Source organism: Caulobacter sp. LjRoot300 (assembly GCF_964253875.1).
In the GTDB taxonomy this organism is placed as follows: Bacteria; Pseudomonadota; Alphaproteobacteria; order Caulobacterales; family Caulobacteraceae; genus Caulobacter.
Map to the genome: position 1 here is coordinate 12,151 of NZ_CAXUSA020000006.1, position 23,972 is coordinate 36,122.

The 23,972-nt window shown below is 68.5% G+C and carries 16 protein-coding genes; 8 read left to right on the forward strand and 8 right to left on the reverse strand.

The features are described 5' to 3' along the window. Positions 1-54: 54 nt before the first annotated feature. The 5 genes from ACSQ2G_RS19735 to ACSQ2G_RS19755 all read left to right on the forward strand — a co-directional run bounded on the left by ACSQ2G_RS19735 (position 55) and on the right by ACSQ2G_RS19755 (position 8,054). Entirely contained in the window at positions 55-2,058 is a 2,004-nt protein-coding gene (locus ACSQ2G_RS19735; protein WP_436033787.1) for a tetratricopeptide repeat-containing sulfotransferase family protein, read from the forward strand. A gap of 125 nt (positions 2,059-2,183) precedes the next feature. Then, positions 2,184-4,616: a TonB-dependent receptor gene (locus tag ACSQ2G_RS19740; protein ID WP_436033789.1), complete on the forward strand. Its 2,433-nt coding sequence runs from the start codon at positions 2,184-2,186 to the stop codon at positions 4,614-4,616. A 230-nt stretch (positions 4,617-4,846) separates the two neighbouring features. After that, positions 4,847-6,190 (forward strand): amino acid permease, encoded by a 1,344-nt coding sequence (locus ACSQ2G_RS19745; protein WP_436033791.1) that lies wholly within the window; start codon positions 4,847-4,849, stop codon positions 6,188-6,190. A 151-nt stretch (positions 6,191-6,341) separates the two neighbouring features. Beyond that, positions 6,342-7,619, forward strand: coding sequence for a Xaa-Pro dipeptidase (locus ACSQ2G_RS19750; RefSeq protein ID WP_436033793.1), 1,278 nt, complete (start codon positions 6,342-6,344; stop codon positions 7,617-7,619). Positions 7,620-7,814: 195 nt separating this feature from the next. Next, positions 7,815-8,054 carry a hypothetical protein gene (locus ACSQ2G_RS19755; protein ID WP_310082395.1) on the forward strand — a complete coding sequence of 80 codons (240 nt, stop codon included), beginning with the start codon at positions 7,815-7,817 and terminating at the stop codon, positions 8,052-8,054. Positions 8,055-8,118: 64 nt separating this feature from the next. Here ACSQ2G_RS19755 and ACSQ2G_RS19760 read toward each other — a convergent pair whose 3' ends face one another. From ACSQ2G_RS19760 to ACSQ2G_RS19775, 4 genes are all read right to left on the reverse strand, one after another. After that, positions 8,119-8,673 (reverse strand): GNAT family N-acetyltransferase, encoded by a 555-nt coding sequence (locus ACSQ2G_RS19760; RefSeq protein ID WP_436033795.1) that lies wholly within the window; start codon positions 8,671-8,673, stop codon positions 8,119-8,121. Further along, a complete protein-coding gene (locus ACSQ2G_RS19765) occupies positions 8,670-9,263 on the reverse strand; it encodes a TetR family transcriptional regulator C-terminal domain-containing protein (protein WP_436033797.1) in 594 nt (197 codons plus the stop codon). The genes ACSQ2G_RS19760 and ACSQ2G_RS19765 overlap by 4 nt, the downstream gene beginning before the upstream one ends. A gap of 162 nt (positions 9,264-9,425) precedes the next feature. Beyond that, a complete protein-coding gene (locus ACSQ2G_RS19770) occupies positions 9,426-10,568 on the reverse strand; it encodes an aromatic ring-hydroxylating oxygenase subunit alpha (RefSeq protein ID WP_436033799.1) in 1,143 nt (380 codons plus the stop codon). 249 nt (positions 10,569-10,817) lie between these two features. Continuing rightward, a complete protein-coding gene (locus ACSQ2G_RS19775; protein WP_436033801.1) occupies positions 10,818-12,470 on the reverse strand; it encodes a phytoene desaturase family protein in 1,653 nt (550 codons plus the stop codon). 250 nt (positions 12,471-12,720) lie between these two features. Here ACSQ2G_RS19775 and ACSQ2G_RS19780 point away from each other — a divergent pair, with 250 nt between their 5' ends. Further along, positions 12,721-12,918: a hypothetical protein gene (locus ACSQ2G_RS19780; protein WP_310082390.1), complete on the forward strand. Its 198-nt coding sequence runs from the start codon at positions 12,721-12,723 to the stop codon at positions 12,916-12,918. Between the two features lie 82 nt (positions 12,919-13,000). Here the strand turns inward: ACSQ2G_RS19780 and ACSQ2G_RS19785 are convergent, their stop codons facing one another. After that, positions 13,001-14,281: a hypothetical protein gene (locus ACSQ2G_RS19785; protein WP_436033803.1), complete on the reverse strand. Its 1,281-nt coding sequence runs from the start codon at positions 14,279-14,281 to the stop codon at positions 13,001-13,003. 267 nt (positions 14,282-14,548) lie between these two features. Between ACSQ2G_RS19785 and ACSQ2G_RS19790 the strand changes: the two genes are divergently transcribed. Continuing rightward, positions 14,549-15,454: an EamA family transporter gene (locus tag ACSQ2G_RS19790; protein WP_436033805.1), complete on the forward strand. Its 906-nt coding sequence runs from the start codon at positions 14,549-14,551 to the stop codon at positions 15,452-15,454. Between the two features lie 107 nt (positions 15,455-15,561). Continuing rightward, the gene (locus ACSQ2G_RS19795) at positions 15,562-17,475 is read left to right on the forward strand and encodes a potassium transporter Kup (protein ID WP_436033807.1); all 1,914 of its coding nucleotides are present in this window, start codon (positions 15,562-15,564) and stop codon (positions 17,473-17,475) included. A gap of 220 nt (positions 17,476-17,695) precedes the next feature. Here ACSQ2G_RS19795 and ACSQ2G_RS19800 read toward each other — a convergent pair whose 3' ends face one another. The 3 genes from ACSQ2G_RS19800 to ACSQ2G_RS19810 all read right to left on the reverse strand — a co-directional run bounded on the left by ACSQ2G_RS19800 (position 17,696) and on the right by ACSQ2G_RS19810 (position 23,324). After that, positions 17,696-19,528 (reverse strand): ABC-F family ATP-binding cassette domain-containing protein, encoded by a 1,833-nt coding sequence (locus ACSQ2G_RS19800; RefSeq protein WP_436033809.1) that lies wholly within the window; start codon positions 19,526-19,528, stop codon positions 17,696-17,698. Positions 19,529-19,673: 145 nt separating this feature from the next. After that, positions 19,674-20,339, reverse strand: coding sequence for a transposase (locus ACSQ2G_RS19805; RefSeq protein ID WP_436033810.1), 666 nt, complete (start codon positions 20,337-20,339; stop codon positions 19,674-19,676). Positions 20,340-20,477: 138 nt separating this feature from the next. Continuing rightward, positions 20,478-23,324: a TonB-dependent receptor plug domain-containing protein gene (locus ACSQ2G_RS19810; RefSeq protein ID WP_436033812.1), complete on the reverse strand. Its 2,847-nt coding sequence runs from the start codon at positions 23,322-23,324 to the stop codon at positions 20,478-20,480. Positions 23,325-23,972 lie beyond the last annotated feature (648 nt).

The following is a 23,972-nucleotide window of genomic DNA, read 5'->3' on the forward strand; positions in this document are numbered from 1 at the left end:
GACCTATGGGGGCCAGGCGTTGACTTCGCCGCCGCCCCGCCATCCCATCCTCCCATGACCGTCACCACCACCGAGCCCGCCGGCAGCGTCGCCACGGCCCTGGCCCATGCCCGGCGCCTGCTGGACGTCGACCCGCGGCTGGCCGCCGAGCAGGCCATGGCGATCCTGGAGGCCGTGCCACGCCACGCCGAGGCGGTGCTGATCCTGGCCACGGCCTTGCGGCTGTCGGGCGAGGTCCAGCAGGCCCTGCGGGTGATCGATCCCCTGGCCCGCGCCTTCGCCCAGTCGCCGCCGATCCAGCTGGAGCACGGCCGGGTGCTGGCCGCCGCCGGCCACACCCAGGCGGCCGTCGCCGCGTTCAAGCGCGCCGTCGCCGCCGATCCCGACCTGGCCGAGGGCTGGCGCGGCCTGGCCGAGGCCTTCGAGCTGCTCGGCGACGAGGCCGGGGCCCAGGCCGCCCGGGCCCGGCAGATCAAGGGCGGGGTCCGTGACCCGGTGCTGATGACCGCCGCCGCCGCTCTGGTCGACGGCGCGCCGGCCAAGGCCGAGGCGGTGCTGCGCGACCTGCTCAAGACCCGCCCGGACGAGCCGGCGGCCATCCGCATGCTGGCCGAGGCCCTCGCCCGGCTGGGCCGCGAGGCCGAGGCCGAGACCCTGCTGCTGGACTGTCTGAAGCTCGCCCCGGCCTTCACCGCCGCCCGCTACAACCTGGCCACCCTGCAGTACCGGTTGGGGCGGTCGCCGGAGGCCCTGGCCCAGCTGGACCGGCTGCTGACCGACGAGCCGCGCAATCCCGCCTACCTGAACCTGAAGGCCGCCGCCCTGGCCCGGATCGGCGAGTACGCCCAGGCCATCGCGATCTACGAGGACGTGCTGGCCCGCTATCCGCAGCAGCCCAAGGGCTGGATGAGCTATGGCCACGCCTTGAAGACCGTGGGCCGCTCGGTCGACTGCGCGGCCGCCTACCGCAAGGCCGTCGACCAGGCCCCGTCGCTGGGCGAGGCCTGGTGGAGCCTGGCCAACATGAAGACCTACCGCTTCGACGCGGCCGACCTGGCGGCGATGGAGGCCCAGCTGGCCCGGGAGGACCTGGCGCAGGACGACCGCCTGCACCTGGACTACGCCCTGGGCAAGGCCCACGAGGACGCCGGCCGCTACGCCGAATCGTTCGCCCATTACGCCCGGGGCGCGGCGCTGCGCCGGGCCCAGGTCCCTTACGACCCGGCGGTGATGACCCGGCACGTGGCCCGCTGCAAGACGGTGCTGACCGCGCAGCTGTTCGCGTCGCGGGCCGGCCAGGGCTGCCCCGCGCCCGACCCGATCTTCGTCCTGGGCCTGCCGCGCGCCGGCTCGACCCTGGTCGAGCAGATCCTGGCCAGCCACTCGGCCGTGGAAGGCACGATGGAGCTGCCCGACGTCACAGCCATGGCCCGGCGGCTGAAGGACGGGGCGGCCTATCCCGAGGTGCTGGCCACGCTGGGTCCGAAAGATCTCAAGGCGCTGGGCGAGGAGTTCCTCGAGCGCACCCGGGTGCAGCGCAAGACCGACCGGCCGTTGTTCATCGACAAGATGCCCAACAACTGGGCCCATGTCGGACTGATCGCCCTGATGCTGCCGAACGCCAGGATCATCGACGCCCGGCGCCACCCGATGGGCTGCTGCTTTTCGGGCTTCAAGCAGCACTTCGCCCGCGGCCAGAACTTCAGCTACGGCCTGGAGGACATCGGTCGCTACTACGCCGACTATGTGGAGCTGATGGCCCATTTCGACGCGGTGCTGCCGGGCCGCGCGCACCGGGTGATCTACGAATCGATGATCGAGGACCCGGAAGGCGAGATCCGCGCCCTGCTGGCCTATTGCGGCCTGCCGTTCGAAGAATCGTGCCTGAATTTCCACGAAAACGACCGCGCCGTGCGCACCGCAAGCTCAGAACAGGTCCGTCGCCCCATCTTCAAGGACGCGGTCGAGCATTGGCAAAACTACGAATCATGGCTGGACCCGCTGAAGACCGCCCTGGGACCGGTCCTGTTCAGTTATCCCGCCGCGCCTGAATTTTGATCAGCCGCTCAGAACCCTGCCATTTCTGCAACAGTCGGCCGAATTGACGCGGGTTTGAATTTTGCGCCTTGCCGGCTCAAATCAGCCAGAAGAGCATCGTTCTCCGAACAGTTCGGGGAGCCGATATGACGTCTGCCACGCGTGACAAGACCGCCCTTTCGAAAGGCGGTCTGCTGACGACCGCGCTTCTGGCCTCGACCATGCTGACGGCGGTGTCCGCCCACGCTCAAGCATCCCAGGCGCCCCAGGGCGCGGTGGCGCTGGAAGAGGTGGTGGTCACCGCCCAGAAGCGCTCGGAAAACCTGCAGGACGTGCCGGTCAGCATCCAGGCGCTCGGCCAAGCCAAGCTGGACCAACTGCACGTCGCCAGCTTCACCGACTATGTGAAGTACCTGCCCAGCATCTCGTTCCAGACCACCTCGCCGGGCTTCTCCAACGTCTATTTCCGCGGCGTGGCCAGCGGCGGCGACGGCAACCACTCCGGCTCCCTGCCCAGCGTCGGCGTCTATCTGGACGAGCAGCCCGTCACCACCATCCAGGGCGCGCTGGACATCCACATCTACGACATCGCCCGGGTCGAGGCGCTGTCGGGGCCGCAGGGCACGCTGTACGGGGCCAGCTCCCAGGCCGGCACCCTGCGGATCATCACCAACAAGCCCAGCACGGCCGGCTTCAGCGCCGGATACGACCTGGAGGCCAACACCATCGCCCATGGCGACCAGGGCTACGTGGCCGAGGGCTTCGTCAACCAGCCGGTCAACGACAAGGTCGCCGTGCGCCTGGTGGGCTGGGCCCAGCACCAGGGCGGCTACATCGACAACGTCGCCGGTTCGCGCACCTATCCCACCTCGGGGATCACCGTCACCAACGCCGACCGGGTCAAGAAGGACTACAACGACGTCGACCTCTATGGCGGCCGGGCGGCCGTCAAGATCGAGGCCGGCGACAACTGGGTGATCACGCCCCAGGTCATGGGCCAGATCGAGAAGGTCGGCGGGGTGTTCGCCGAAGACCGCAGCCTGGGCGCGCTGAAGGTCGCCCACTACTATCCGGAAAACTCCAAGGACAAGTGGTGGCAGGCGGCCATGACCGTCGAGGGCAAGATCAGCAACCTCGACGTGGTCTATGCCGGCTCTTACCTCGACCGCGACGTCGACACCCGCCAGGACTACACCGACTACTCGTTCTTCTACGACACCCTGGCCGGCTACGGCGCCTACTGGACCGACGACGCGGGCAATCCGGTCGATCCGTCGCAGTACATCATCGGCCACGACGCCTATATGAAGGCCAGCCACGAGCTGCGCGTCTCGACCCCGCAGGAGAACCGCTTCCGGGTGGTCGGCGGTCTGTTCTACCAGCGCCAGACCCACGGCATCCATCAGAACTACCGCATCGACGACCTAGGCGACTCGCTGTCGGTGCCGGGCCATCCGGGCACGATCTGGCTGACCGAGCAAAAGCGCATCGACCGCGACAGCGCCGCCTTCGGCGAGGTGGCGTTCGACATCACCGACAAGCTGACCGTGACCGGCGGCATCCGCTTCTTCAAGGCCGACAACAGCCTCAAGGGCTTCTACGGCTATGGCGCGGGCTACAGCCCGGACAAGTACGACGACGACGGCGTATTCGTCCGCGACGGCACGGGCGAGGCCGCCTGCAACGGCCGCGGCCCGGAGATCAAGGGCTCGCCCTGCACGAACCTCGACAAGCGGGTCAAGGAGAAGGGCGATAGCAAGAAGTTCAACCTCACCTACAAGATCGACCCCGACAAGCTGGTCTATGTCACCTATTCCGAGGGTTTCCGGCCGGGCGGCATCAACCGGCGCGGCACCCTGCCGCCCTACCAGTCCGACTTCCTGAAGAACTACGAGTTCGGCTGGAAGACCACCTGGGCCGACAACCGCTTCCGCTGGAACGGCGCGGTGTTCCACGAGACCTGGGACGACTTCCAGTTCTCGATCGTCGGGGCCAACGGCCTGACCGAGATCAAGAACGCCGTGTCGGCCGAGATCAACGGCGCCGAGACCGACTTCAGCTTCGCGGTGATGCACGGCCTGACCCTGAACGGCGCGGCCTCCTATATCGACGCCAAGCTGAAGGGGACCTATTGCGGCAAGGTCGACGCGGCCACGGGCAAGCCGATCACCGACTGTCCGGTCGACCTGGACAACTATCCCGAGCGCGCGCCGGACGGCCAGCAACTGCCCGTCACGCCCAAGTTCAAGGCCAACCTGAACGCCCGCTACGAGTTCGACCTGGGGGGCTACGACGCCTTCGTCCAGGGCGGGATCGTCGGCCAGACCGGCGCCTGGGCCGACCTGCGCACCTACGCCCGCGAGGTGCTGGGCAAGCAGGCCGGCTACATCACCACCGACCTGTCGGCCGGGCTGGGCCGCGACAGCTGGACGGTCTCGGCCTATGTCGTGAACCTCAACGACAGCCGGGCCAGCCTGACCCGCAGCACCGAATGCGTCGAATCCGTCTGCGGCGCCGAGGTCTATTCGGTGCCCCTGCGGCCGCGCACCGTCGGGGTGAAGTTCGGGCAGAAGTTCTGATCGCGAACAGGGACAGTTTTGGGGACATGCTCATGGGCATGTCCCCATTCAATCATCCGCTCATCCCGGCGAATGCCGGGACCCAGATCCCATGACACTGAGGTTGATTGGAAGAGCTCAGCGCTCCTGGCGTCAGCTTCAAAGCCATTCCATCTGGGTCCCGGCATTCGCCGGGATGAGCGGCGTCTGAGGGCATGGACGAACCCCCGTTCCCGTGAAAGCGTGACCGCATGACGACGACCCGACAGAAGGTCCCGATCCCCAAGATCACGGCGCCGCGCGCCCTGGGCTTCTGGATGTGCACGGCCCTGGTGGTCGGCAACATGATCGGCTCGGGGGTGTTCATGCTGCCCGCGTCCCTGGCCCCCTACGGCTGGAACGCGGTGTTCGGCTGGCTGCTGACCATCGGCGGGGCCCTGGCCCTGGCCTTCGTGTTCGCCGGCCTGGCGCGGGAATTCCCCAAGGCCGGCGGACCCTACGCCTATACCCAGGAGGCCTTCGGGCCGCTGGTCGGGTTCATGGTGGCCTGGAGCTACTGGATCTCGCTGTGGGTCGGCAACGCCGCCATCGCCACCGGGGCGGTCAGCTATCTGTCGGCGATCTTCCCGGCCATCGCCCGGGTGCCGGGGATGCACCTGCTGATCACCCTGGGCGCGGTCTGGCTGCTGGTCGGGGTCAACATCGCCGGCGCTCGCCTGGCCGGCGGGGTGCAGGTGGCGACCACCGTGCTCAAGCTGCTGCCGCTGGTCGCCGTGGCGGGCCTGGCCTTCTGGGTGATCGGCCGCGACCACGGGGCCAGCCTGACGCCGTTCCGCGCGTCGGACATCCATCCCGGCGGGATCACCGCCGCCGGGGCCCTGACGCTCTGGGCGCTGCTCGGCCTGGAATCGGCCACGGTGCCGGCCGGCAAGGTGGTCGACCCGGTCCGCACCATTCCCCGCGCCACCCTGGTGGGCACGGTGTTCACCGGCGCGATCTACCTGCTGGTCTGCTCGGCGGTGGTGCTGCTGACCCCGGCCGACACGCTGAAGGTCTCCAACGCCCCGCTGGCCGACTTCGTCAGCCTCCACTGGGGCGGCAACGCCGGCAAGGTCCTGGCCCTGTTCGCGGCGATCAGCGCCTTCGGGGCCCTGAACGGCTGGGTGCTGCTGCAGGGCGAGATGCCCTACGCCATGGCCCGGGGCGGGGTGTTCCCGGCCTTCCTGGCCAAGGAGTCGGCGAACGGCGCGCCGGTCCGCGCCCACCTGCTGTCGGCCGGCTTCCTGACCGTGCTGGTGCTGATGAACTACGCCCGGTCGATGGCCGACCTGTTCACCTTCATCGCCCTGGTGGCCACCACCGCCTCGCTGTTCGCCTACCTGGCCTGCGCCCTGGCGGCGCTGAAACTGCAGGCCAGCCGGCGCATCGCCCCGACCACGGCCCTGACCCTGATCGCCATCCTGGCCGGGCTCTATTCGGTCTGGACCCTGGTCGGAGCCGGCGGCCAGGCGGTGCTGCTGGGCGTCGGCCTGCTGGCCATCGGGGCGCCGTTCTACTGGCTGACGCGGGGGCGGGGCCAAGCGACCAACGTATGATTTTAGACCCGCTCATCCCGGCGAATGCCGGGACCCAGATCCCATGGCGGTGTGGCGGGTTGGAAAGGCTCAGCGCTCTTGGCGTCAGCCTCAAAGCCATTCCATCTGGGTCCCGGCATTCGCCGGGATGAGCGGATTGGAGAGAGCACGCATGAACCTTCGCACCGTCCTCATGGCCGCCGTCCTGGCGCTCGCGCCGCTCGCCGCGCACGCCGCCCCGCTCTACGTCCACGCCGGCAAGCTGGTCGACACCCTGCAGGGCAAGGTCCTCAGCGACCAGATGATCACCATCGACGGCGAGCGGATCGTCGCGGTCGCGCCGTGGACGGCGGCGCCCACCGACGGCAAGGTCATCGACTGGTCGGGTCGCATGGTGCTGCCCGGCCTGATCGACATGCACACCCACCTGGTCGACCAGGAGCAGACCGAGAACATCGCCGAGCCGCTGCTGAGCACCGCCGCCTACCAGGCCTATATCGGCGCCGCCCACGCCCGGGTCACCCTGGAGGCCGGCTTCACCAGCGTGCGCGACGTCGGGACCTGGCGGGCGTTCGGCGACGTGGCCCTGCGCGACGCGATCAACGCCGGCCTGGTCCCGGGCCCTCGCATGTCGGTGGCCGGGGCCTATATCACCATCCCCGGCGGCGGCGGCGAGATCACCGGCCTGGCGGGCGACGTGAAGATCCCCGACGAGATGCGGACCGGCGTGGTCGAGGACGCCGCCGACGCCCACCGCAAGGCCGCCAACATCCTGGCCCACCACGCCGACTTCCTGAAGCTGATCGCCACCGGCGCGGTCCTGACCGTCGGCACCGAGCCGGGCCAGCAGGAGCTGACCGAGGACGAGATGCGGGCCGCCGTCGAGGAGGCCGCCCGCCGCGGAACCTACGCCACCGCCCACGCCCACGGGGCCGAGGGCATGAAGTCGGCCATGCGGGCCGGGGTGCGCTCGATCGAGCACGGCTCGCTGATGGACGACGAGGCCATCGCCATGATGAAGGCCCGGGGCGTGTTCCTGGTGGCCGACATCTATGACGGCGACTGGATCGACGCCTACGGCAAGGCCCACGGCTGGCCGGCCGAAACCTTGCGCAAGAATTTCGACACCACCCAGGCCCAGCGCGACGGCTTCCGCAAGGCGGTCAAGGCCGGGGTCAGGATCGCCTACGGCACCGACGCCGGGGTCTATCCCCACGGCCTCAACGCCCGGCAGATGAGGTACATGGTCCGCTACGGCATGACCCCGATGCAGGCCATCCAGTCGGCGACGACCGTGGCGGCCGAGCTGATGAAGAAGACCGACGTGGGGGCCGTCGCTCCCGGCCGCTACGCCGACCTGATCGCCGTCGACGGCGACGCGCTGGCCGACATCTCCGTGCTGGAGCATGTGGCGGCGGTGATGAAGGGCGGAGTGCTGGTGAAGGATTGAACCTTCTCCCTCCGGGAGAGGGACCGGTCAGGTTTCTCGCGCTGCCGCCATATTGTTGCACCCAGATTCACCATTGGTCCTCTTGGCGCGGCTCCTGCAGTGTGCAATGCAACAAGATGTTGCTGTGCAGCATTGATACAGCTGTCACGCCAGCGCGGTAAGACCGATGCTTGAGTGAACCAAGGAGTGAGCACCATGGCCGACGAACACACCTACTTCGTCCGACCCGTCTCTGGCGTCTGGCACGTCACCTGGAACGAATCGCTCGACCTGATCGGCTCCTATCCCTGCCAGCCGGAAGCCGTCGGCGTCGCCGAGATGCTGGCCCGCCACATGCGCGCCCAGGGCAAGACCGCCCGGGTCTCGGTGTCCGAGCCGGAAGCCCGCCGCACCAACTGGGGCCGCACCAACCTCGGCGTCCAGGCCGCGGCCTAAAGCGGATCGACCTTCAAGGCCCTGCGTGGTCCTCGTCCTTCGACAAGCTCAGGATGAGGACCCTTTACAGGCCCGGCGCGTGGAAAACCTCATCCTGAGCTTGTCGAAGGACGAGGCTTTCGAAGTCGGCGCGGTCCAGCCGCAGATAGACGCTGTCGACCCATTGGTCGCCGACCTGCCAGGTGCGCGCCGCGCGGCCGGTCTCCCGAAAGCCCACCTTGGCCAGTAGCGCCAGGCTGGCGGCGTTGGCGGGATCGACGTCGGCGGTCAGATGGTCGGTGCGTTCGACGAAGGCATGGGCGGCGAAGGCCCTCAGCGCCTCGGCGCCATAGCCCCGTCCCCACACCGCGCGGTCCAGCAGGAAGCCGATCTCCGGCGTCCGCCACAGGCCCAGCTTGCCGATCAGCCGCCCCTCGCGCTCGACGATGTAGTCCTCGCCCAGCTCGGCCGGCAGGGCGATCATCCCGGCCAGCCAGTCGCGGGTGGTCTCCAAGTCCCGATGCGGCGGCGTCGACCAGTAGCGCATGGCCTGCGCGTCCGACATGATCGCGTGCAGCGGCTGCAGGTCGTCCTCGCGCGGCTTGCGCAGGACCAGGCGGGCGGTGCGGATCTGGGTCATCCGCCCAGATACCCCGCCGCCAGCCGTTCGGCGATGGCCCCGGCCTCGGCGGAGGTGAACACCGCGGCGTCCAGGCACAGCTCCAGCCACAGACCGTCCACCACCGCCGTCAGGCCGATGGCCGCCAGCCGGGCGTCGACCTTCGGGTCACAGGCCGCCAGCAGCTCCTCCAGCCGGGCGCGATAGCCGGCATAGGTCCGCCGGTGGATGGCGGCGATGGCCGGGTCCACCTTGACCAGGCTCCAGAAGGCCAGCCAGGTGGCCAGCAGGTCCGGGTCCAGCACCGGCGGCGCGAAGCTGGCGGTCAGATAGGCCGACAGCCGGGCGCGGGGATCTCGCCCCGCCGCCGCGACCGCCGCCTCCAGCGCCGCGTCGATCCGCGCCCCGGTCGCCTCGTAGGTCGCCGCGACCAGGGCGTCGACGCCGTCGAAATAGTGCCGCAGCAGGCCGGGGCTGACCCCCGCCTCGGCGCAGATCGTCCGCACCGACGCCCCGGCCACGCCCTTGGCGGCGAGGACGCGCGCGGCGGCCTCGACCAGGGCCGCGCGGCGGACGTCGGGGGCCTCGCGGGTGAAGGGGGCGCGGGTCATGGTTCTAGCCCACGAGCATCCAAGAGGTTGTCATCCCGGAAGCCCCGCAGGGACTGTCCGGGACCCAGAGGACTGGGCTGGTGCGGTGCGGTTGTCCTGGGTCCCGGACAAGCGCTGCGCGCTTTCCGGGATGACAAATCTTGGTGCTGGGACCGTTGAAGATCACCACCCCTCCGGCGGCCGCGCCAGCCGGGCCTGCGGAATCAGCGCCCGCAGCTTGCGGCCGAAGCTGCGCAGACTGACCTCCGTCTCCGCCAGCGGCCCCGCCGTGAAGCTGCGCGACGCCATGCCCTGCTGCACCCGGGCCACCAGCTCTGTGTCCTCGGCGTTGACCTGGCGGTTGATGCGCCAGTTCAGATAGCGCGCCGCCTTCATCTCGCGCCGGTCGTCGGGCAGGGCGTAGGCGATCTCCCGGATCATCGTCTTCGTCGGCGAGACCGGGATGAACTGCATGAAGTCCACCTGGTCGGGATAGATGTCGAAGGCCTGGTTCGGCCAGAGCTTGAAATAGGTCCACAGCCGCTTGCGCTCGGGCGGCAGGTGTTCGGCGTCGGGCAGGACGGCCTGGTACATCCGTTCGGAGGGATTGTTCGACGGCTCCTCGACCAGGTGGCCCCACATCTTGTCGACCCAGGTCTGCGCCTCCACGCCATAGCCGCGCCCGAACAGCCGGGTCAGGCCGGGGTGGGCGACGGGGATGTGCAGGCCGTCGGAATAGTTGTCGCTGATGTTCTTCCAGTTGACGTCGCGCGGCCGCAGGGTGACCCGGCCGAACGGGACCATGTCCTCGAAACGGTAGGGCGCCAGCTCGTGGTCGTAGGGGGCCATCATCTCGGCGACGCCGGGGCCGTCTCCTTCGAGCCGCACGAAGACGAAGCCGCGATAGACCTCGACGTCCACCGGGGCCAGGCCCTGCCTGTCCATCTCCAGGGCGGGATAGGTCTCGGCGTGGGGCACGCCGATCAACCGGCCGTCCAGGCCGTAGGTCCAGGCGTGGTAGGGGCAGACGATCCGGCCGCAATGGCCGGACGGTCCGTCCAGCAGCCGCGCGGCGCGGTGGCGGCAGACATTGGCGAACGCCCGCGCCCCGCCGTCCTTGCCGCGCACGATGATGGTGCTCTCGCCCAGGAAGTCGAAGGTGTGGAAGTCGCCGGCTTTCGGGATGTCGTTCAGGTGGCAGACGATCTGCCAGGACGGCCGCAGGACCTTGTCCTGCTCCTTGCGGAAGAAGCGGTCGTTGGCGTAGAGCCAGCCGGGCAGGCCCCAGTCGGCGTCGGGGTCGTGGTTGGGGAGGTGGAGGTCCATCTTCAACCCTCCACCATCGTGCCGGTGAACACTTGCCCCCTACGGACCGCAGTCCCTCCCCCTGTGGGGGAGGCGATCGCGTAGCGATCGGTGGGGGGAGTTGTCAGATCCAAGATCGTAGCCCCGGCCAGTTGCCGATCACGCCCCCTCCGTCGCCCTTCGGGCGACACCTCCCCCACAGGGGGAGGATCTTGGGGCGGACAGACGGCGAAGCCGTCAGGTGGGGGCAAGGGCGTGAGCCGCTCATTTCTACCGCCCCACCACGCTCAGCTTCACCGCTGTGGCGAAGTCCCGGTCCCGCAGGATCTCCCGCGCCGCGTTCCGCCCCGGATTGCCCGAGACCCCGCCGCCCGGGTGGCAGCCCGCGCCGCACATGTAGAGGCCCTTGATCGGGGCCCGGTGGCTGGCGTGGCCCAGCACCGGCCGGGCCGCCCACAGCTGGTCCAGCGACATGTGGCCGTGCATGATGTCGCCGTTGACCAGGCCGAACTTCCGCTCCAGGTCGACCGGCGACAGGATCATCCGGCCCAGGACCGAGGTCTTGAAGTTGGGGGCCCACTGGTTGACCGTGTCGATGATCAGGTCGGCGGCGGCCTCGCGCTCGTCGTCCCAGCCGCGGCCGTCGGGCAGGTCCCAGGCGAACTGCTGGCAGAACAGGCTGGCCACGTGCTGGCCGGGCGGGGCCAGGCTGTCGTCCAGGGTCGAGGGGATCAGGATCTCGACGATCGGCCGCTTGCTGATCCCGGTCGCCTTGGCGTCGCGATAGGCCGCGTCCATGTAGTCCAGGGTCGGCGACAGCACGATGCCGCACTGGTGGTGCTCGGCCGCGGCCTTGCCCGGCAGGCAGGTGAAGTCCGGCAGCTCCGACAGCGCCACGTTCATCCGGAAGGTGCCCGAGCCGTTCTTGTAGCCCTTGATCGCCTTCTTGAACGGGGCGGGCAGGGCCGAGGGGGCGACCAGCGAGCCGTAGAGCAGGGCCGGGTTTAGGTTAGAGCTGACGATCGGGGCCATGATCTGGCGGCCGTCGACCAGTTGGACGCCCGTCACCCGCTTGCCGCCCCCCTTTGGCGCATCCTCGACGTGGACGCCCTCGACCTTGGCCTTCAGCAGGATCTCCACGCCCTTGGCGCGGCAGGCCTTGGCCATGGCCTGGGTGATCGCCCCCATGCCGCCGACCGCGTGGCCCCAGGCGCCCTTCTTGCCGTTCACCTCGCCGAAGGTGTGGTGCAGCAGCACATAGGCCGAGCCGGGAGTGTCGGGACTGGCGAAGTTGCCGACCACGGCGTCGAAGCCGAAGCTGGCCTTGACCGCGTCGCTCTCGAACCAGCCATCGAGAAAGTCGCGGGCGCTCTTGGTGAACAGGTCCAGCAGATCTCTCTTTCGTTCGAGAGACAGGCCGGCCAGCCGCGAGCCCTGGCGAAGGCCGCGCAGCAGGCCGGGCAGGCCGTCGGTCAGGTTCGGCGGGGTCTCGCCGGCCAGGTCGCGCAGCACGTCGCCGATCTCGTCGAGCATGGCGTAATAGGCGGGCAGGCGCTCGGCGTCCCGGGCCGAGAACTTGCGGAACTGCTCCTGGGTGCGCTCCAGCCCGCCGCCCAGCTTGAGGTAGGTGCTGTCGTCGATCGGCAGGAAGTTGGAGATCGGCCGCTCCAGGATCCGCAGGCCGTGGCCGTGCAGGTCCATGTCGGCGATCACCTTGGGGCTGAGCAGGCTGACCGTGTAGCTGGCCACCGAGTTGCGGAAGCCGGGATGGAACTCCTCGGTCACCGCCGCCCCGCCGACCACGTCGCGGGCCTCGCAGACCGTGACCTTCAGCCCGGCGCTGGCCAGGTAGAAGGCGCAGACCAGGCCGTTGTGCCCGCCTCCGATGATGATCGCGTCGCGCTGCTGGGTGGCGGTGGCCATGGTCGTCTCCCCGGTGGTGTGGGGACGAGGTTGCTATACGAGTGTAAAATAGGCAACCCTCCCCCTGTGGGGGAGGTGTCGGCGCAGCCGACGGTGGGGGGAGTGTTTGGGGGAGCCAGACTGCGATCTTCGACCCTAAAACTCCCCCCACCGATCGCTGCGCGATCGCCTCCCCCACAGGGGGAGGCATGGCGAAACCGGATCTCCGGCCCTATATCCGCGCCTTCCCTTTCGATCGACGAGACTCCCCATGGCCAAGCTGCAGATCCTCGAAACCTTCAGCCTGCAGGAAACCGAGGACGGCTACCGCCTGCTGGTCTCGGCCGTGGGCGGCGAGGCGCTCTACGTCTCGATCACCCCCGACCAGATGGACGACATCATCGAAAGCCTGGAAGCGGCCATGGGCGGCGAGGACGACGAAGGCGTCGAGGAAGACGAGGCGTTCTGAGGCTCCGCCCACTACCAGGTGGACAGACGGCGACCGTCCGCGTCGAAAGCGTCGCCGTAGCGTCCCTGCGCGCCGGGGCCGGCTACCGCGACGGAACCTTGGCCTGGAGCGCCTTGTCGGCGCTGTTGACCAGATGGAGCGCAAGCGCGAGCTCCGCCGCCGCCTTCGCGTCGTTGGCGCGGATCTCGGCCAACTTGTCGCTTCGCCGCTCCGTGTCGGCGGCGGGCAATTTGGAGAGCTCCGCGTTCAATACGCCGGCCCGGGCCGCGTAGTCGGTCAAGGCGTCGAAGTAGGGTTTCATGGCGGAGCCGGGCTTGTTCTCCAGGGTCGCGCCGATCTCGTCGAGCTCGGCCTGGAGCGCGCTGACCTTCTCTGGCGGCATGTCCTTCTTGTTCGAGGCCTTGTAGTCCGCCTGCGCCTTGGCGACGAGAGTCGTTATCCGGCTCCGCACTGTCTGGGTCGTCGCATCCAGTTTCAGGATCGCGCCAGCGGCGCGCCCCGCGGGTTCGCGACGCTCGGTCGGCGCAGGGCCGCCGGCGACGCCTGGATCGTCGTCGCGATCTTGCAGGTTGAAATCCACCTTGTAGCCGGCTTGGCGAAAGGTGTTCCTCAACGCCTTCATGCCGGCGGGATCGTCAGCGATGGTGACGGCGGAGTTCACCTGCTTCATCCCGGCCACCAGGCTGCATTCGCCGTTGTAGCGGATGGCGTCGGCGATCGCGGCCTCGACAGAGTAGTCGCTGATCGACTGAGCTTTGCGGAGCGTCATGTCGGCCCGCATCCTGTCGCGGGAGGTGTCGATCGCCTTCACGACGGCTTCCATCCATTGCTTGCGGAAGAAGTCCTCGTTCGCCTCGGTGCGAAGGCCCGACGAGATCGCGGCTAGGCCCGACAAAAGCCTGGCGGTCTGTTCGTTGGTGGTGATGGCCCCCGCCCCGGCCAGGCCGGTGGCCAAGCCGCCGAAAAGAAAGTTCGAGGACGCCTGGGCGCCGTAGATGGTCTGGGCGAAAGTGGCGCAGTTGGCGTCCGAGGCGCCGATGAGGCGGTCCTGAAGTCTGTCTCGCCGATCCTCCGGCGGACCGAAGTTGTCGCTGCGGGGGTCGTAGAAGGCGGCCAGCGCCGCTTCCAGGCGCATGCGCTCTCGCGCCAGCAAATCGTCCTTGCTCGAGGCCGAATTCGCCTCCTGAAAGCCGAGAAAGGCCAGCAGGCTGCTGACCGACAAGCCGCTCAAGGGCGGGCGCTTGCAAGTCGACGGAAGCCCGCCGGGCAGCAGGCAATCCGCGATCGGACCATTCGCCGCCAGGCCGGCCGGGTTCAGCGCCACCGCCAGGTTCACGGCCTCGATGGTTTTCGGATTTTCCACGGGGGGACCCGCGCCATCGACCCGCAACAGGTTCCGGGATGCACATCCTGACACCAGTAATCCGGCGCAGATAATCGTCGCAAGTCTTCGCATGAGCCCCCTCCAATGCGCCAACTCTTTGCTCAAGCTGGACTATAAGGTCCGCCCCGAAAAACACAACCTGGAATCGTGATGCTGCGAAATGCTCGCGCAGAGGGGGGCGGCCAGGGGCGGACGCGAAGCGCCGGTCCGCGACAGCCGTCGAAGAACCCTGCTAGAGACGCGGCCATGTCCCGCTCCACTCCATCGTCCATGGGCTGGCCCGCTTTGCGCGCCGCCTTGCCCTATCTCTGCCTGGCCGGCGCGATGGTGTCGCTGAGCGTCGGGACGTCGTTCGCCAAGACGCTGTTCCCGCTGGTCGGGGCGCAGGGGACCAGCGCCTATCGGGTGGGGTTCTCGGCCCTGGTGCTGTGCCTGGTGTGGCGGCCCTGGCGGATGCCGATGGACCGCAGGGACCTGGTGGCCGTCGTGACCTACGGCGCGGTCATGGGGGCGATGAACCTGTGCTTCTACATGGCCCTGCGCACCATCCCGATGGGCGTGGCCATCGCCATCGAGTTCACCGGCCCGCTGAGCCTGGCCCTGGTCCACGCCCGCAGGCCCGTGCACTTCGCCTGGATCGGCCTGGCCGCCGCCGGCCTTGGCCTGCTGCTGCCGCTGGGCGACGCCAGCCTGAACCTCGACCCGGTCGGCGTGGCCTACGCCGCCACGGCGGCGGTGTTCTGGGCGCTGTACATCGTCGCCGGCCAGCGGACCGGCCACCTGCACGGCGGCCGCTCGGTGGCCCTGGGCATGGCGACGGCGGCGGCGGTCGTGGCCCCGTTCGGCGTGGCCGCGGCGGGGGCGGCCCTGCTGAACCCGTACGCCCTGGCCCTGGGCCTGGTGGTCGCGGTGGTGTCCAGCGCCGTCCCCTATTCGCTGGAGATGGTCGCCATGCGGGCCATCTCCCGGCGCAGCTTCGGGGTGATGCTGAGCCTGGAGCCGGCGGTCGGGGCCCTGGCCGGCCTGGTGGTGCTGGGCGAGCACCTGGTGGCCCGCCAGTGGCTGGCCATCGCCCTCGTGATCGCCGCCTCCGTCGGGACGGTCGCGACCGACCCGTCGCGCCAGCCGGCCGAGGCGCCGCTGCACGACTGACCGCCGCCCGGTCTTTATAACTCCCTTATATCTCCGCCCGGAATCCGCATCGCGCCCTTATGCGGCGGGCGTGTAGGCCGTCGCTCCCTTCGACGGACTTAAGCCTCATGGCCAATACCCCACCCGAGCCGGCCGCGCCGGCGGCGCGCGCCGCCCGGTTCGGCGCCCTGTGGCTGGGGGCCATCGGCGTGGTGTTCGGCGACATCGGCACCAGCCCGCTCTACGCCATGCGCGAGGCCCTGGCCCACGCCGGCAAGGTCGATCCCCACCTGGCGGTGTTCGGCGTGGTGTCGCTGGTGTTCTGGGCCCTGACCCTGGTGGTCACCCTGAAGTACGTCGTGATCGTCATGCGGGCCGACAACGGCGGCGAGGGCGGCACCCTGGCGCTGATGGCGCTCGCCCAGAAAGCATTGGCCCAGAATGCGCTGAAGAAGCGCTCGGCCTGGCTGGTGCTGCTGGGCATCGTCGGGGCGGCGCTGTTCTATGGCGACGGCCTGATCACCCCGGCGATCTCGGTGCTGTCGGCGGTCGAGGGCCTGACCACCGCGCCGGTGATCGGCGCCCACTTCCAGCCGTTCGTCCTGCCGCTGGCGGCGGTGATCCTGCTGGGCCTGTTCGCGGTGCAGTCGCGCGGCACCGAGGTGGTGGGGCGGTTCTTCGGGCCGATCACCCTGGTCTGGTTCGTGACCCTGGCGGCGCTGGGCCTGCCGTTCGTGCTGCAGCGGCCCGACATCCTGCTGGCCTTCAACCCGGTGTACGCGGTCAAGCTGCTGGCGGCCGACGGGCTGCTGGGGGTGACGATCCTGGGCAGCGTCTTCCTGTGCGTGACCGGGGCCGAGGCGCTCTACGCCGACATGGGCCATTTCGGCAAGGGTCCGATCCGGGCCGGCTGGCTGCTGGTGGCCCTGCCGTGTCTGATGGCCAACTATCTGGGCCAGGGCGCCCTGTGCCTGATCCGCCCGGCGGCCATGGACAACCCGTTCTTCGCCATGATCCCGCACGCCGTCTACTGGCCGGTCATGCTGCTGACCACCGCGGCCACCATCATCGCCAGCCAGGCGGTGATCACTGGGGCCTTCTCGGTGACCCAGCAGGCGGTGCAGCTGGGCTTGCTGCCGCGGATCGACATCAAGCGCACCAGCGAGACGGTGGCCGGCCAGATCTTCGTGCCGCAGGTCAACATCGCCCTGGCCGTGGGCGTGCTGTTCCTGCTGTTCATGTTCAAGACCTCGTCGAACATGGCCTCGGCCTATGGCGTGGCGGTGACCACGACCATGGTGGTGACCGTGGCCCTGCTGTTCGTGGTGGCCCACCGCCACTGGAAGTGGCCGCTGTGGGCCTGCGTGGCGGTGCTGGCCCCGTTCCTGGCCCTGGACCTGGTGTTCCTGGGCTCCAACGCCCTGAAGATCGCCGACGGCGGCTGGGTGCCCCTGGCGGCGGCCGGGGCCATTGTCCTGGCCATGTGGACCTGGCGGACGGGCAGCGAGCTGCTGCACGCCAAGGTCCATCGCGACTCCATCGCCCTGGCCGACCTGATCGACAGCCTGCGGGCCCGGCCGCCGCACGCGGTGCCCGGCACGGCGATCTTCCTGACCTCCGACCCGTCGGTCGCCCCGGTCGCCCTGCTGCACAATCTCAAGCACAACAAGGTGCTGCACGCCGAGAACGTGGTGATGACCGTGCGCACGGCCGACCAGCCGCGGGTGGCCGAGAAGGATAGGGTCGAGATCGAACCTCTCGGCCCGGGCTTCCGGCGGGTGACCGTGCACTACGGCTTCATGGAGACGCCGCACATCCCGCGCGCCCTGGGCAGCTGCCGGCGGCGGGGCCTGGTCTTCGACCTGATGTCGACCTCGTTCTTCGTCGGCCGCCGCACGGTGGTGGCCTCGCCCGGGGTCGGCATGCCGCTATGGCAGGACCGGCTGTTCATCTGGATGGTCAAGAACGCCGCCGACCCGATCGACTACTTCCACATCCCCGCCGGGCGAGTGGTGGAGATGGGATCGCAGGTGGTGGTGTAGTCCCTCTCGCAGGTAGGGTTATCGTTCACGCTGAAAAAAGCTGTCATCCCGGACAAGCTCGGCGAAGCCGGGCGCCGATCCGGGACCGCCGCAAGCACGGCGTTCACGCCCCGGTCCCGGATCTTCGCGCTGCGCGCTCGTCCGAGATGACAACCGCTTTTGCAGGGACGGGGACAGGCGCATGCGCCTGTCCCCAACTGCGCCTGTCCCCGATCGCGGTTTACCCCGCCATCGCCTCGCGCTTTTCCTCCAGCGCCAGCCAGTCCTCCTCGGCCGTGGCCAGGTCGGCGCGGGCCTTGTCGAGGTCCTTCATCACCTTGTCGAAGCCCTTGGGGTCGCGGGCGTAGAAGCCCGGGTCGGCCAGCCGGGCCTCGATGTCGGCGATGATCTTCGGCGAGGCGGCGATCAGGGCCTCGCACTCCTCCAGCCGGCGCTGGTCCTTGTAGGACAGCTTGACGGTCTTCTTCGGCGCCGGCGGGGCCGAGGGCGTGATCACCGCCTTGTGCGAGCCCGTGCCGGTGGCGAAGTCGCCGGCCGCGCCGCGCGCGCCCTTGAAGAAGTCCGGGGCCTGGTCGATCAGGTCGCTCCAGCCGCCGGGGGTCTCCAGCACGCGGCCGTGGCCGTTCATGGCGATGGTCGAGGTCGCAAGTCTATCGATAAAGTCGCGGTCGTGGCTGACCAGGATGAGGGTTCCCTCGAAATCAGCCAGAACCTCTTCCAGCAGGTCCAGGGTGTCCATGTCCAGGTCGTTGGTCGGTTCGTCCAGCACCATCAGGTTGGTCGGCGTGGCCAGGGCCCGGGCCAGCAGCAGGCGGTTGCGCTCGCCGCCCGACAGGCTGGTGACCGGCTGGCGCAGCTGGGCCTCGGTGAACAGGAACTCCTTGGCGTAGCCGGCCACGTGCTTGGGGACGCCGCGCACCAGGATCGAGTCGCCGCCGCCGGGGGTCAGGAAGTCCCACAGCGTCATCTTCTCCGACAGCGCCATGCGGTTCTGGTCGACGTAGGAGATCTCCAGGTTGGTGCCCAGGCTGATCGTGCCGGCGTCGATCGGGATCTCGCCCAGCAGCATGCGCACCAGGGTAGTCTTGCCCGCGCCGTTGGGACCGACCAGGGCGACGCGGTCGCCGCGCAGGATGCGGGTCGAGAAGTCCTCGACGATCACGCGGTCGCCGAACTTCTTGGTGACGTGCTTGGCCTCGACCACCTTCTTGCCCGAGGCGCCCGAGCTCTCGACGGCCAGGGTCATGCTGCCGCGCTTGTCGGCCTGGATGTCGCGCTTCTGGGCGCGCAGGTCCATCAGGGCCCGGCGGCGGCCCTCGTTGCGGGCCCGGCGGCCCTGGACGCCGCGCGCCAGCCAGGCGTTCTCGCGCTCAAGCTGCTTGTTCAGCCGCCGCTCCTCGTCGGCCTCGGCCGCCAGCACCTGCTCGCTCCAGATCTCGAACTCGGCGAAGCCCTTGTCCAGGCGCCGCACCTTGCGGTGCTCCAGCCAGAAGGTGCGCTGGGTGACGCGGTTGAGGAAGGCGCGGTCGTGGCTGACGATCAGGGCCGCGCACTTGGAATTGGCCAGTTCCTCTTCCAGGGTCTGGATGGCGAAGATGTCCAGGTGGTTGGTCGGCTCGTCCAGCAGCAGCACGTCGGGCTGCTCGGCGAACGCGCGCGCCAGGGCCGCCCGGCGCCGCTCGCCGCCCGACAGGCCCACAGTGCTCTTGGCGTAGTCCAGGCCGAAGTCAGCCAGGGTGGCGTGGGCCTCGTAGTCCTCGGCCCCGCCGGCCGTGCAGTAGTCCAGCAGGGTGTCGCCGACGATGTCCGGCTCCTGGCTGACATAGACGATCTTGGCGCCCGGCTGGGCGGCCCGCTCGCCGCTGTCGGCCTCGATGCCCTGATTGGCCAGGATCTTCAGCAGGGTCGACTTGCCGGCCCCGTTGCGGCCGACCAGGCAGGCGCGCACCCGCGGCTCCAGCGCTAGGTCGACGCCGTCGAACAAAGGCTTGGCGCCATCGGCGAGGCGGACGTCCTTGAGGGCCAGGACAGGGGCGCGAGTCGGGGAAGCCATGATCGGGAGGGTCTAACTGTCGGCGAGGAGGGAGGAGATGGGGGCGTATAGCAGGGGAGGCCAGGGGGCGGGGGGATTTCTTGAGCGGCGGCGGGGCGCTCGTTGCACGGCTGGGGACAGGTCCATGGACCTGTCCCCAGCCCCGTCACTGGGCGGAAGTCGCAGCCCCTTGTAATCGCGCCAGGCGTCGGCCGGAGGAAAGCGCTTCATGGAAGCGTTGGCGGCAATCTTCGGAGACGTCGTGTTCGAAGAAGCCATCCAGTTCCGGTCCAAGCATTTCCGCTAGAGGTTCGGCGAAGAGCAACGGATGGGCAACGCCCGTCAGATGGCCTTGGACGCTGGACCAAGGCCAGTCGGTGGCTCTCGACACCAGCCCCGCTCTCACGGGATTGAGCCCGACATATCGCGCGCAAAGGCAGAAGTAGGGCTCATCCATGGGAGAGGAGCCGAAACGATCCTGCCAGAGATGCCCTGTCCATCCCTGTCTCTGGTTGATTTGCCAGGCGTAGCGTTGGTGGGTCGTTCCCACCGCCTGCGCCAAGCCCGCCTCCGTCTCGGGCGTCGCAATCAGATGCACGTGGTTGGGCATCAGGCAGTAGGCCCAAACCTGGACTCGGGCCTCGGCGAAAGCTTCGGCTGCGATGTCCAGATAAGCGGCATAGTCGGACGCGCCAAAGAATGTCTTCTGCCGTCGATTTCCCCGTTGGACGACGTGGTGGGGCTGGCCTGGGACGACAATGCGAGCGACGCGAGGCATGGACGTCCCCAGGCTGGATGAGTTGAGAATGTTCTTCTTTTGTTCCAATTGCAAGGGCTGAGCCTTCTGCTGGGGACAGGTCCATGGACCTGTCCCCGTCCGTCGCGCTTCCCTCAACGAAAAAGGGCCGTCCTTTCGGGCGGCCCCCTTCCATCTCATCGGGGGCGAACGCCTGCCCCCGTACGCGAGATCCTAGTACTTCATCTTCACGCCGATCCGGAAGAACCGGCCGATGGCGCCGGCTTGCGAGAAGGTCGGGTTGTAGTTCACCGCGGCGTAGTTGGCCGGGTTGAACTGCGGGCCCGCGTCGGTCGCGTTGAGGACCGCCGCCTGGATCTGGACCTTTTCGTTGATGTCGTACGAACCGGTCAGGTCCAGGTCGATGAAGCGCTTGCTGTGGCAGAACTTGGTGTCGATGTCGTCGCCGCCGTCATAGAGGCAGGCCGGACCGGAGTCGGCGTCGATCGAGCGCTGGCCGCTGACATAGTTGACCGCGCCGCTGACCCGCCACGGACCTTGAGCGAAGCTGTTGGTCCACACGGCGCGATATTTCGGCGTGCCCGCGCCCGACGACACGGCGTAGGGGCTCTGCTTGCCGACGTAGTTGCTGGTCACGCCGTCGATCGTGAAGTCGTAGTTGAAGATCACGGTCGCATCGAGTTCGCTGGTCCAGCGAATACCGCCGAACGGCAGGTCGAAGTCGGTCCGGACGTTCCAGTCCAGGCCGCTGGTGACCAGCGAGTTGGCGTTGACGTAGGGCGAGCCCACCGACAGCACGCGGGGCAGGGCGTTGGGGAACGCCGGGTCCGGGGCGTCGGCCACGATGGTGTAGCCGGCCGGGATCGGCTGGCCGGCATAGTAGGCCGCCAGGGCCGGGCCCGAGGTCAGGGCCGAGATCACGTCGGTCTTCTTGATGTGGTAGTAGTCCAGCGACGTGCTGAAGTGGCGGTTGGGGGCCCAGACGCCGCCGAACGTGTAGCTTTCCGACTTCTCCGGCTTGATGTCCGGGTTGGCCGTGGTGTTCAGCTGGAACGCATAGGTCTGGGTGTAGGCGTTGCCGCCGTTCGGGAACGAACCCGGGTGCAGGGCGATGAAGCTGGCCGGCAGGGCCTGGGAGTTGGTGAAGCCGATCGAGGCCGAGTCGCCGCTTTCCGAGAAGCTCGGGGCGCGGAAGCCCTTGGAATAGGTGGCCCGCAGGGCGACCTGCCGGATCGGGGTCCACTTGGCCGCGAACTTCGGCGAGAAGTTGCCGCCGACGTCCGAATAGTGGTCGTAGCGACCCGAGACGTTGAACTCGAGGTTCTCCAGCACCGGCAGGCCGATTTCGCCGAACGCCGAGGCCACGGTGCGGTTGCCGCGGGTCTGGGCCGAACCCAGGCCTTGGGTGTCGCCGAACGGGTTGATGTTCGGGTCGTCGGTGGCCTCGTAGCGGAACTGGCCGCCCAGGGCGACGCCGACCGGACCGCCCGGCAGCATCCACAGTTCGCGCGTGGCGTTGAAGTCGATCGAGTCCATGTCGGTCGTCGACGTCTTGCGCGTGGTCGGCGCCAGCTTGTCGCGGATGGCCTGGGTGTTGGCCGACGGGTTGGCGAAGTTGTAGGTCCCGTTGGTGACGGCGTCGATCAGGGCGGTGTAGCTGATGAAGCCCTTCTGGACGGTGTCCAGCGACGAGTGGGCGATGACCAGGTTGCTGGCGTAGTCCCAGCCGAACGCGTCGCCCTTCACGCCGCCCGCGAAGCGGTAGACGTCGTTGGTGTAGCTGTTGGAGCTGGGGATGTCGCCGAACGCGTAGTTGATGATCGCCGAGCCGGTCTGGCCGGTATAGGTCGGATCCGCGCCCGAGAACGGGTTGGCCGGGTTGAGCTGGCCACTGGGCAGGAACTGCGGCAGGGCGATGCCGACGGTGTTGTGCGGCGAGCCGGTGACGATCTGGGCCGGGCCGTTGGTGACGCTGACCTTGTTCTGGAAGAAGCTGCCGCTGACATAGGCCTGGAAGTGGTCGTTCGGCTTGATCGTGAAGCGGCTGTAGCCGCCGACCCGCGTCTGCTTGGGCTGGATGTCGCCGATGTCGGCGATGTTGCCGGCGCAGTAGTTGTTGCCGTCCGCGTCGGTGGTCAGGGGCGCGCCGGTGGTGCAGGCGCGCAGCGGGTTGCTGACGGCGCCCGGCAGGGCCGTGGCCTTGTGGGTGACGGGATCGATGGCGCCGCCGACGATGCCGCGGCCGACGAGGTCGCCCGCGCGGAAGCCCGGCTGCGGGTTGTTGTTCAGGCCGCCGATCGAGCTCAGGTCGTTGTTGTTGTAGGGGAAGCCGCGCTGGTCGATGCGGATGCGGTCGTCGTTCTGGTATTCGAAGTCGACATAGGCGTTGTACTTGTCGGCGTCGAGGTCGCCATAGCCGGCCTCGGCGTTGAAGCGGTACTGCGTGCCGCCGCCATGCTGGGTCCCGCCGTACGAGGCGTCGGCGCTGGCGCCCTGGAAGTTCGACTTCATGATGATGTTGACCACGCCGCCGATGGCGTCGGCGCCGTACAGCGACGAGGCGCCGTCCTTCAGGGTCTCGACCCGCTCGACCGCGTTGAACGGGATGGTGTTCAGGTCGACGAAGCCCTTCTGGCCGTCATCGGCCAGCGGGTAGTTGGCGGTGCGCTGGCCGTCGATCAGCACCAGGGTCGAGTTGACCGACAGGCCGCGCAGGGCGACGCCCGACGAACCGGCCGCGAAGCCGGCCGCGAAGGCGGTCGGGATGCTGCCGCTGTTGTCGGCCGCCAGGGTGCGGATGGCGTCGGAGACCGAGGTGATGCCGCGTTGCTGCAACTGCTCGTTGGTCTGGATGGTGACCGGCGAGGGCGTCTCGGTGTCGGTGCGGCGCAGCAGCGAACCGGTGACGACGACGGCTTCGACTTCGTTGTCGGCGGGGGCGGCCTGGGCGGCGGCCGGGGCCGGGGCGGTCTGCGCGTTCGCGGCGAAGGCGGCGAAGGTGGCGACCCCCGCCATCATCGTCGTCGCGAGCAGGCGCCCGCGGGTGATCTGCAATTTCATGTCGGTCCCTCCGGGCGCTCGGAGCCTGGCCGCATCGACCCGCTCGTCCCGTCGCCCTGTCAGCTTCAGGTTTCCCGGAGGACCTCCGTCCCCGGTTGGGCTTGGGATAGGAGCCGCCAAAGACGCCCGTCAATCGCCGACACCGCCATGTAATCAATATGTCGAGGACCTGTCACATCCAAGCAACTGCCGATGCCTGAATGCGGCGGGAATGGGTCTTTTAGGTGTCAGCTGCGCAATGTGCTGTAGAGAAAACACCGATCTTCAAGCTTGACTGTTGGTATCGAGGTTCGAAGAACGCGTGATCTGAAGATAAATTCTTACAGACCTGTAATCATTATGGCGATGCTTATCGACAGTCGATATTCGTGGATCGATCTTCGATATGGATGAGGACACAAAGCGGCCGATTTCGCGCCGATGGAGCCGGTTGCGGCATCGCAAGGATCCGACGGGGATGGAGCGGGGATGGGCGGCCTTCCTCGGCCCCGCCCGGTATACCTGACGGCATTTGGACGCTGGCTCGGACCCCGCATGGCTCCGCCCGAAAAAGCTGTCATCCCGGACAAGCTCGGCGAAGCCGAGCGCAGATCCGGGACCGCCACAAGCTCTGAGTTCACGCCCTGGTCCCGGATCTTCGCGCTGCGC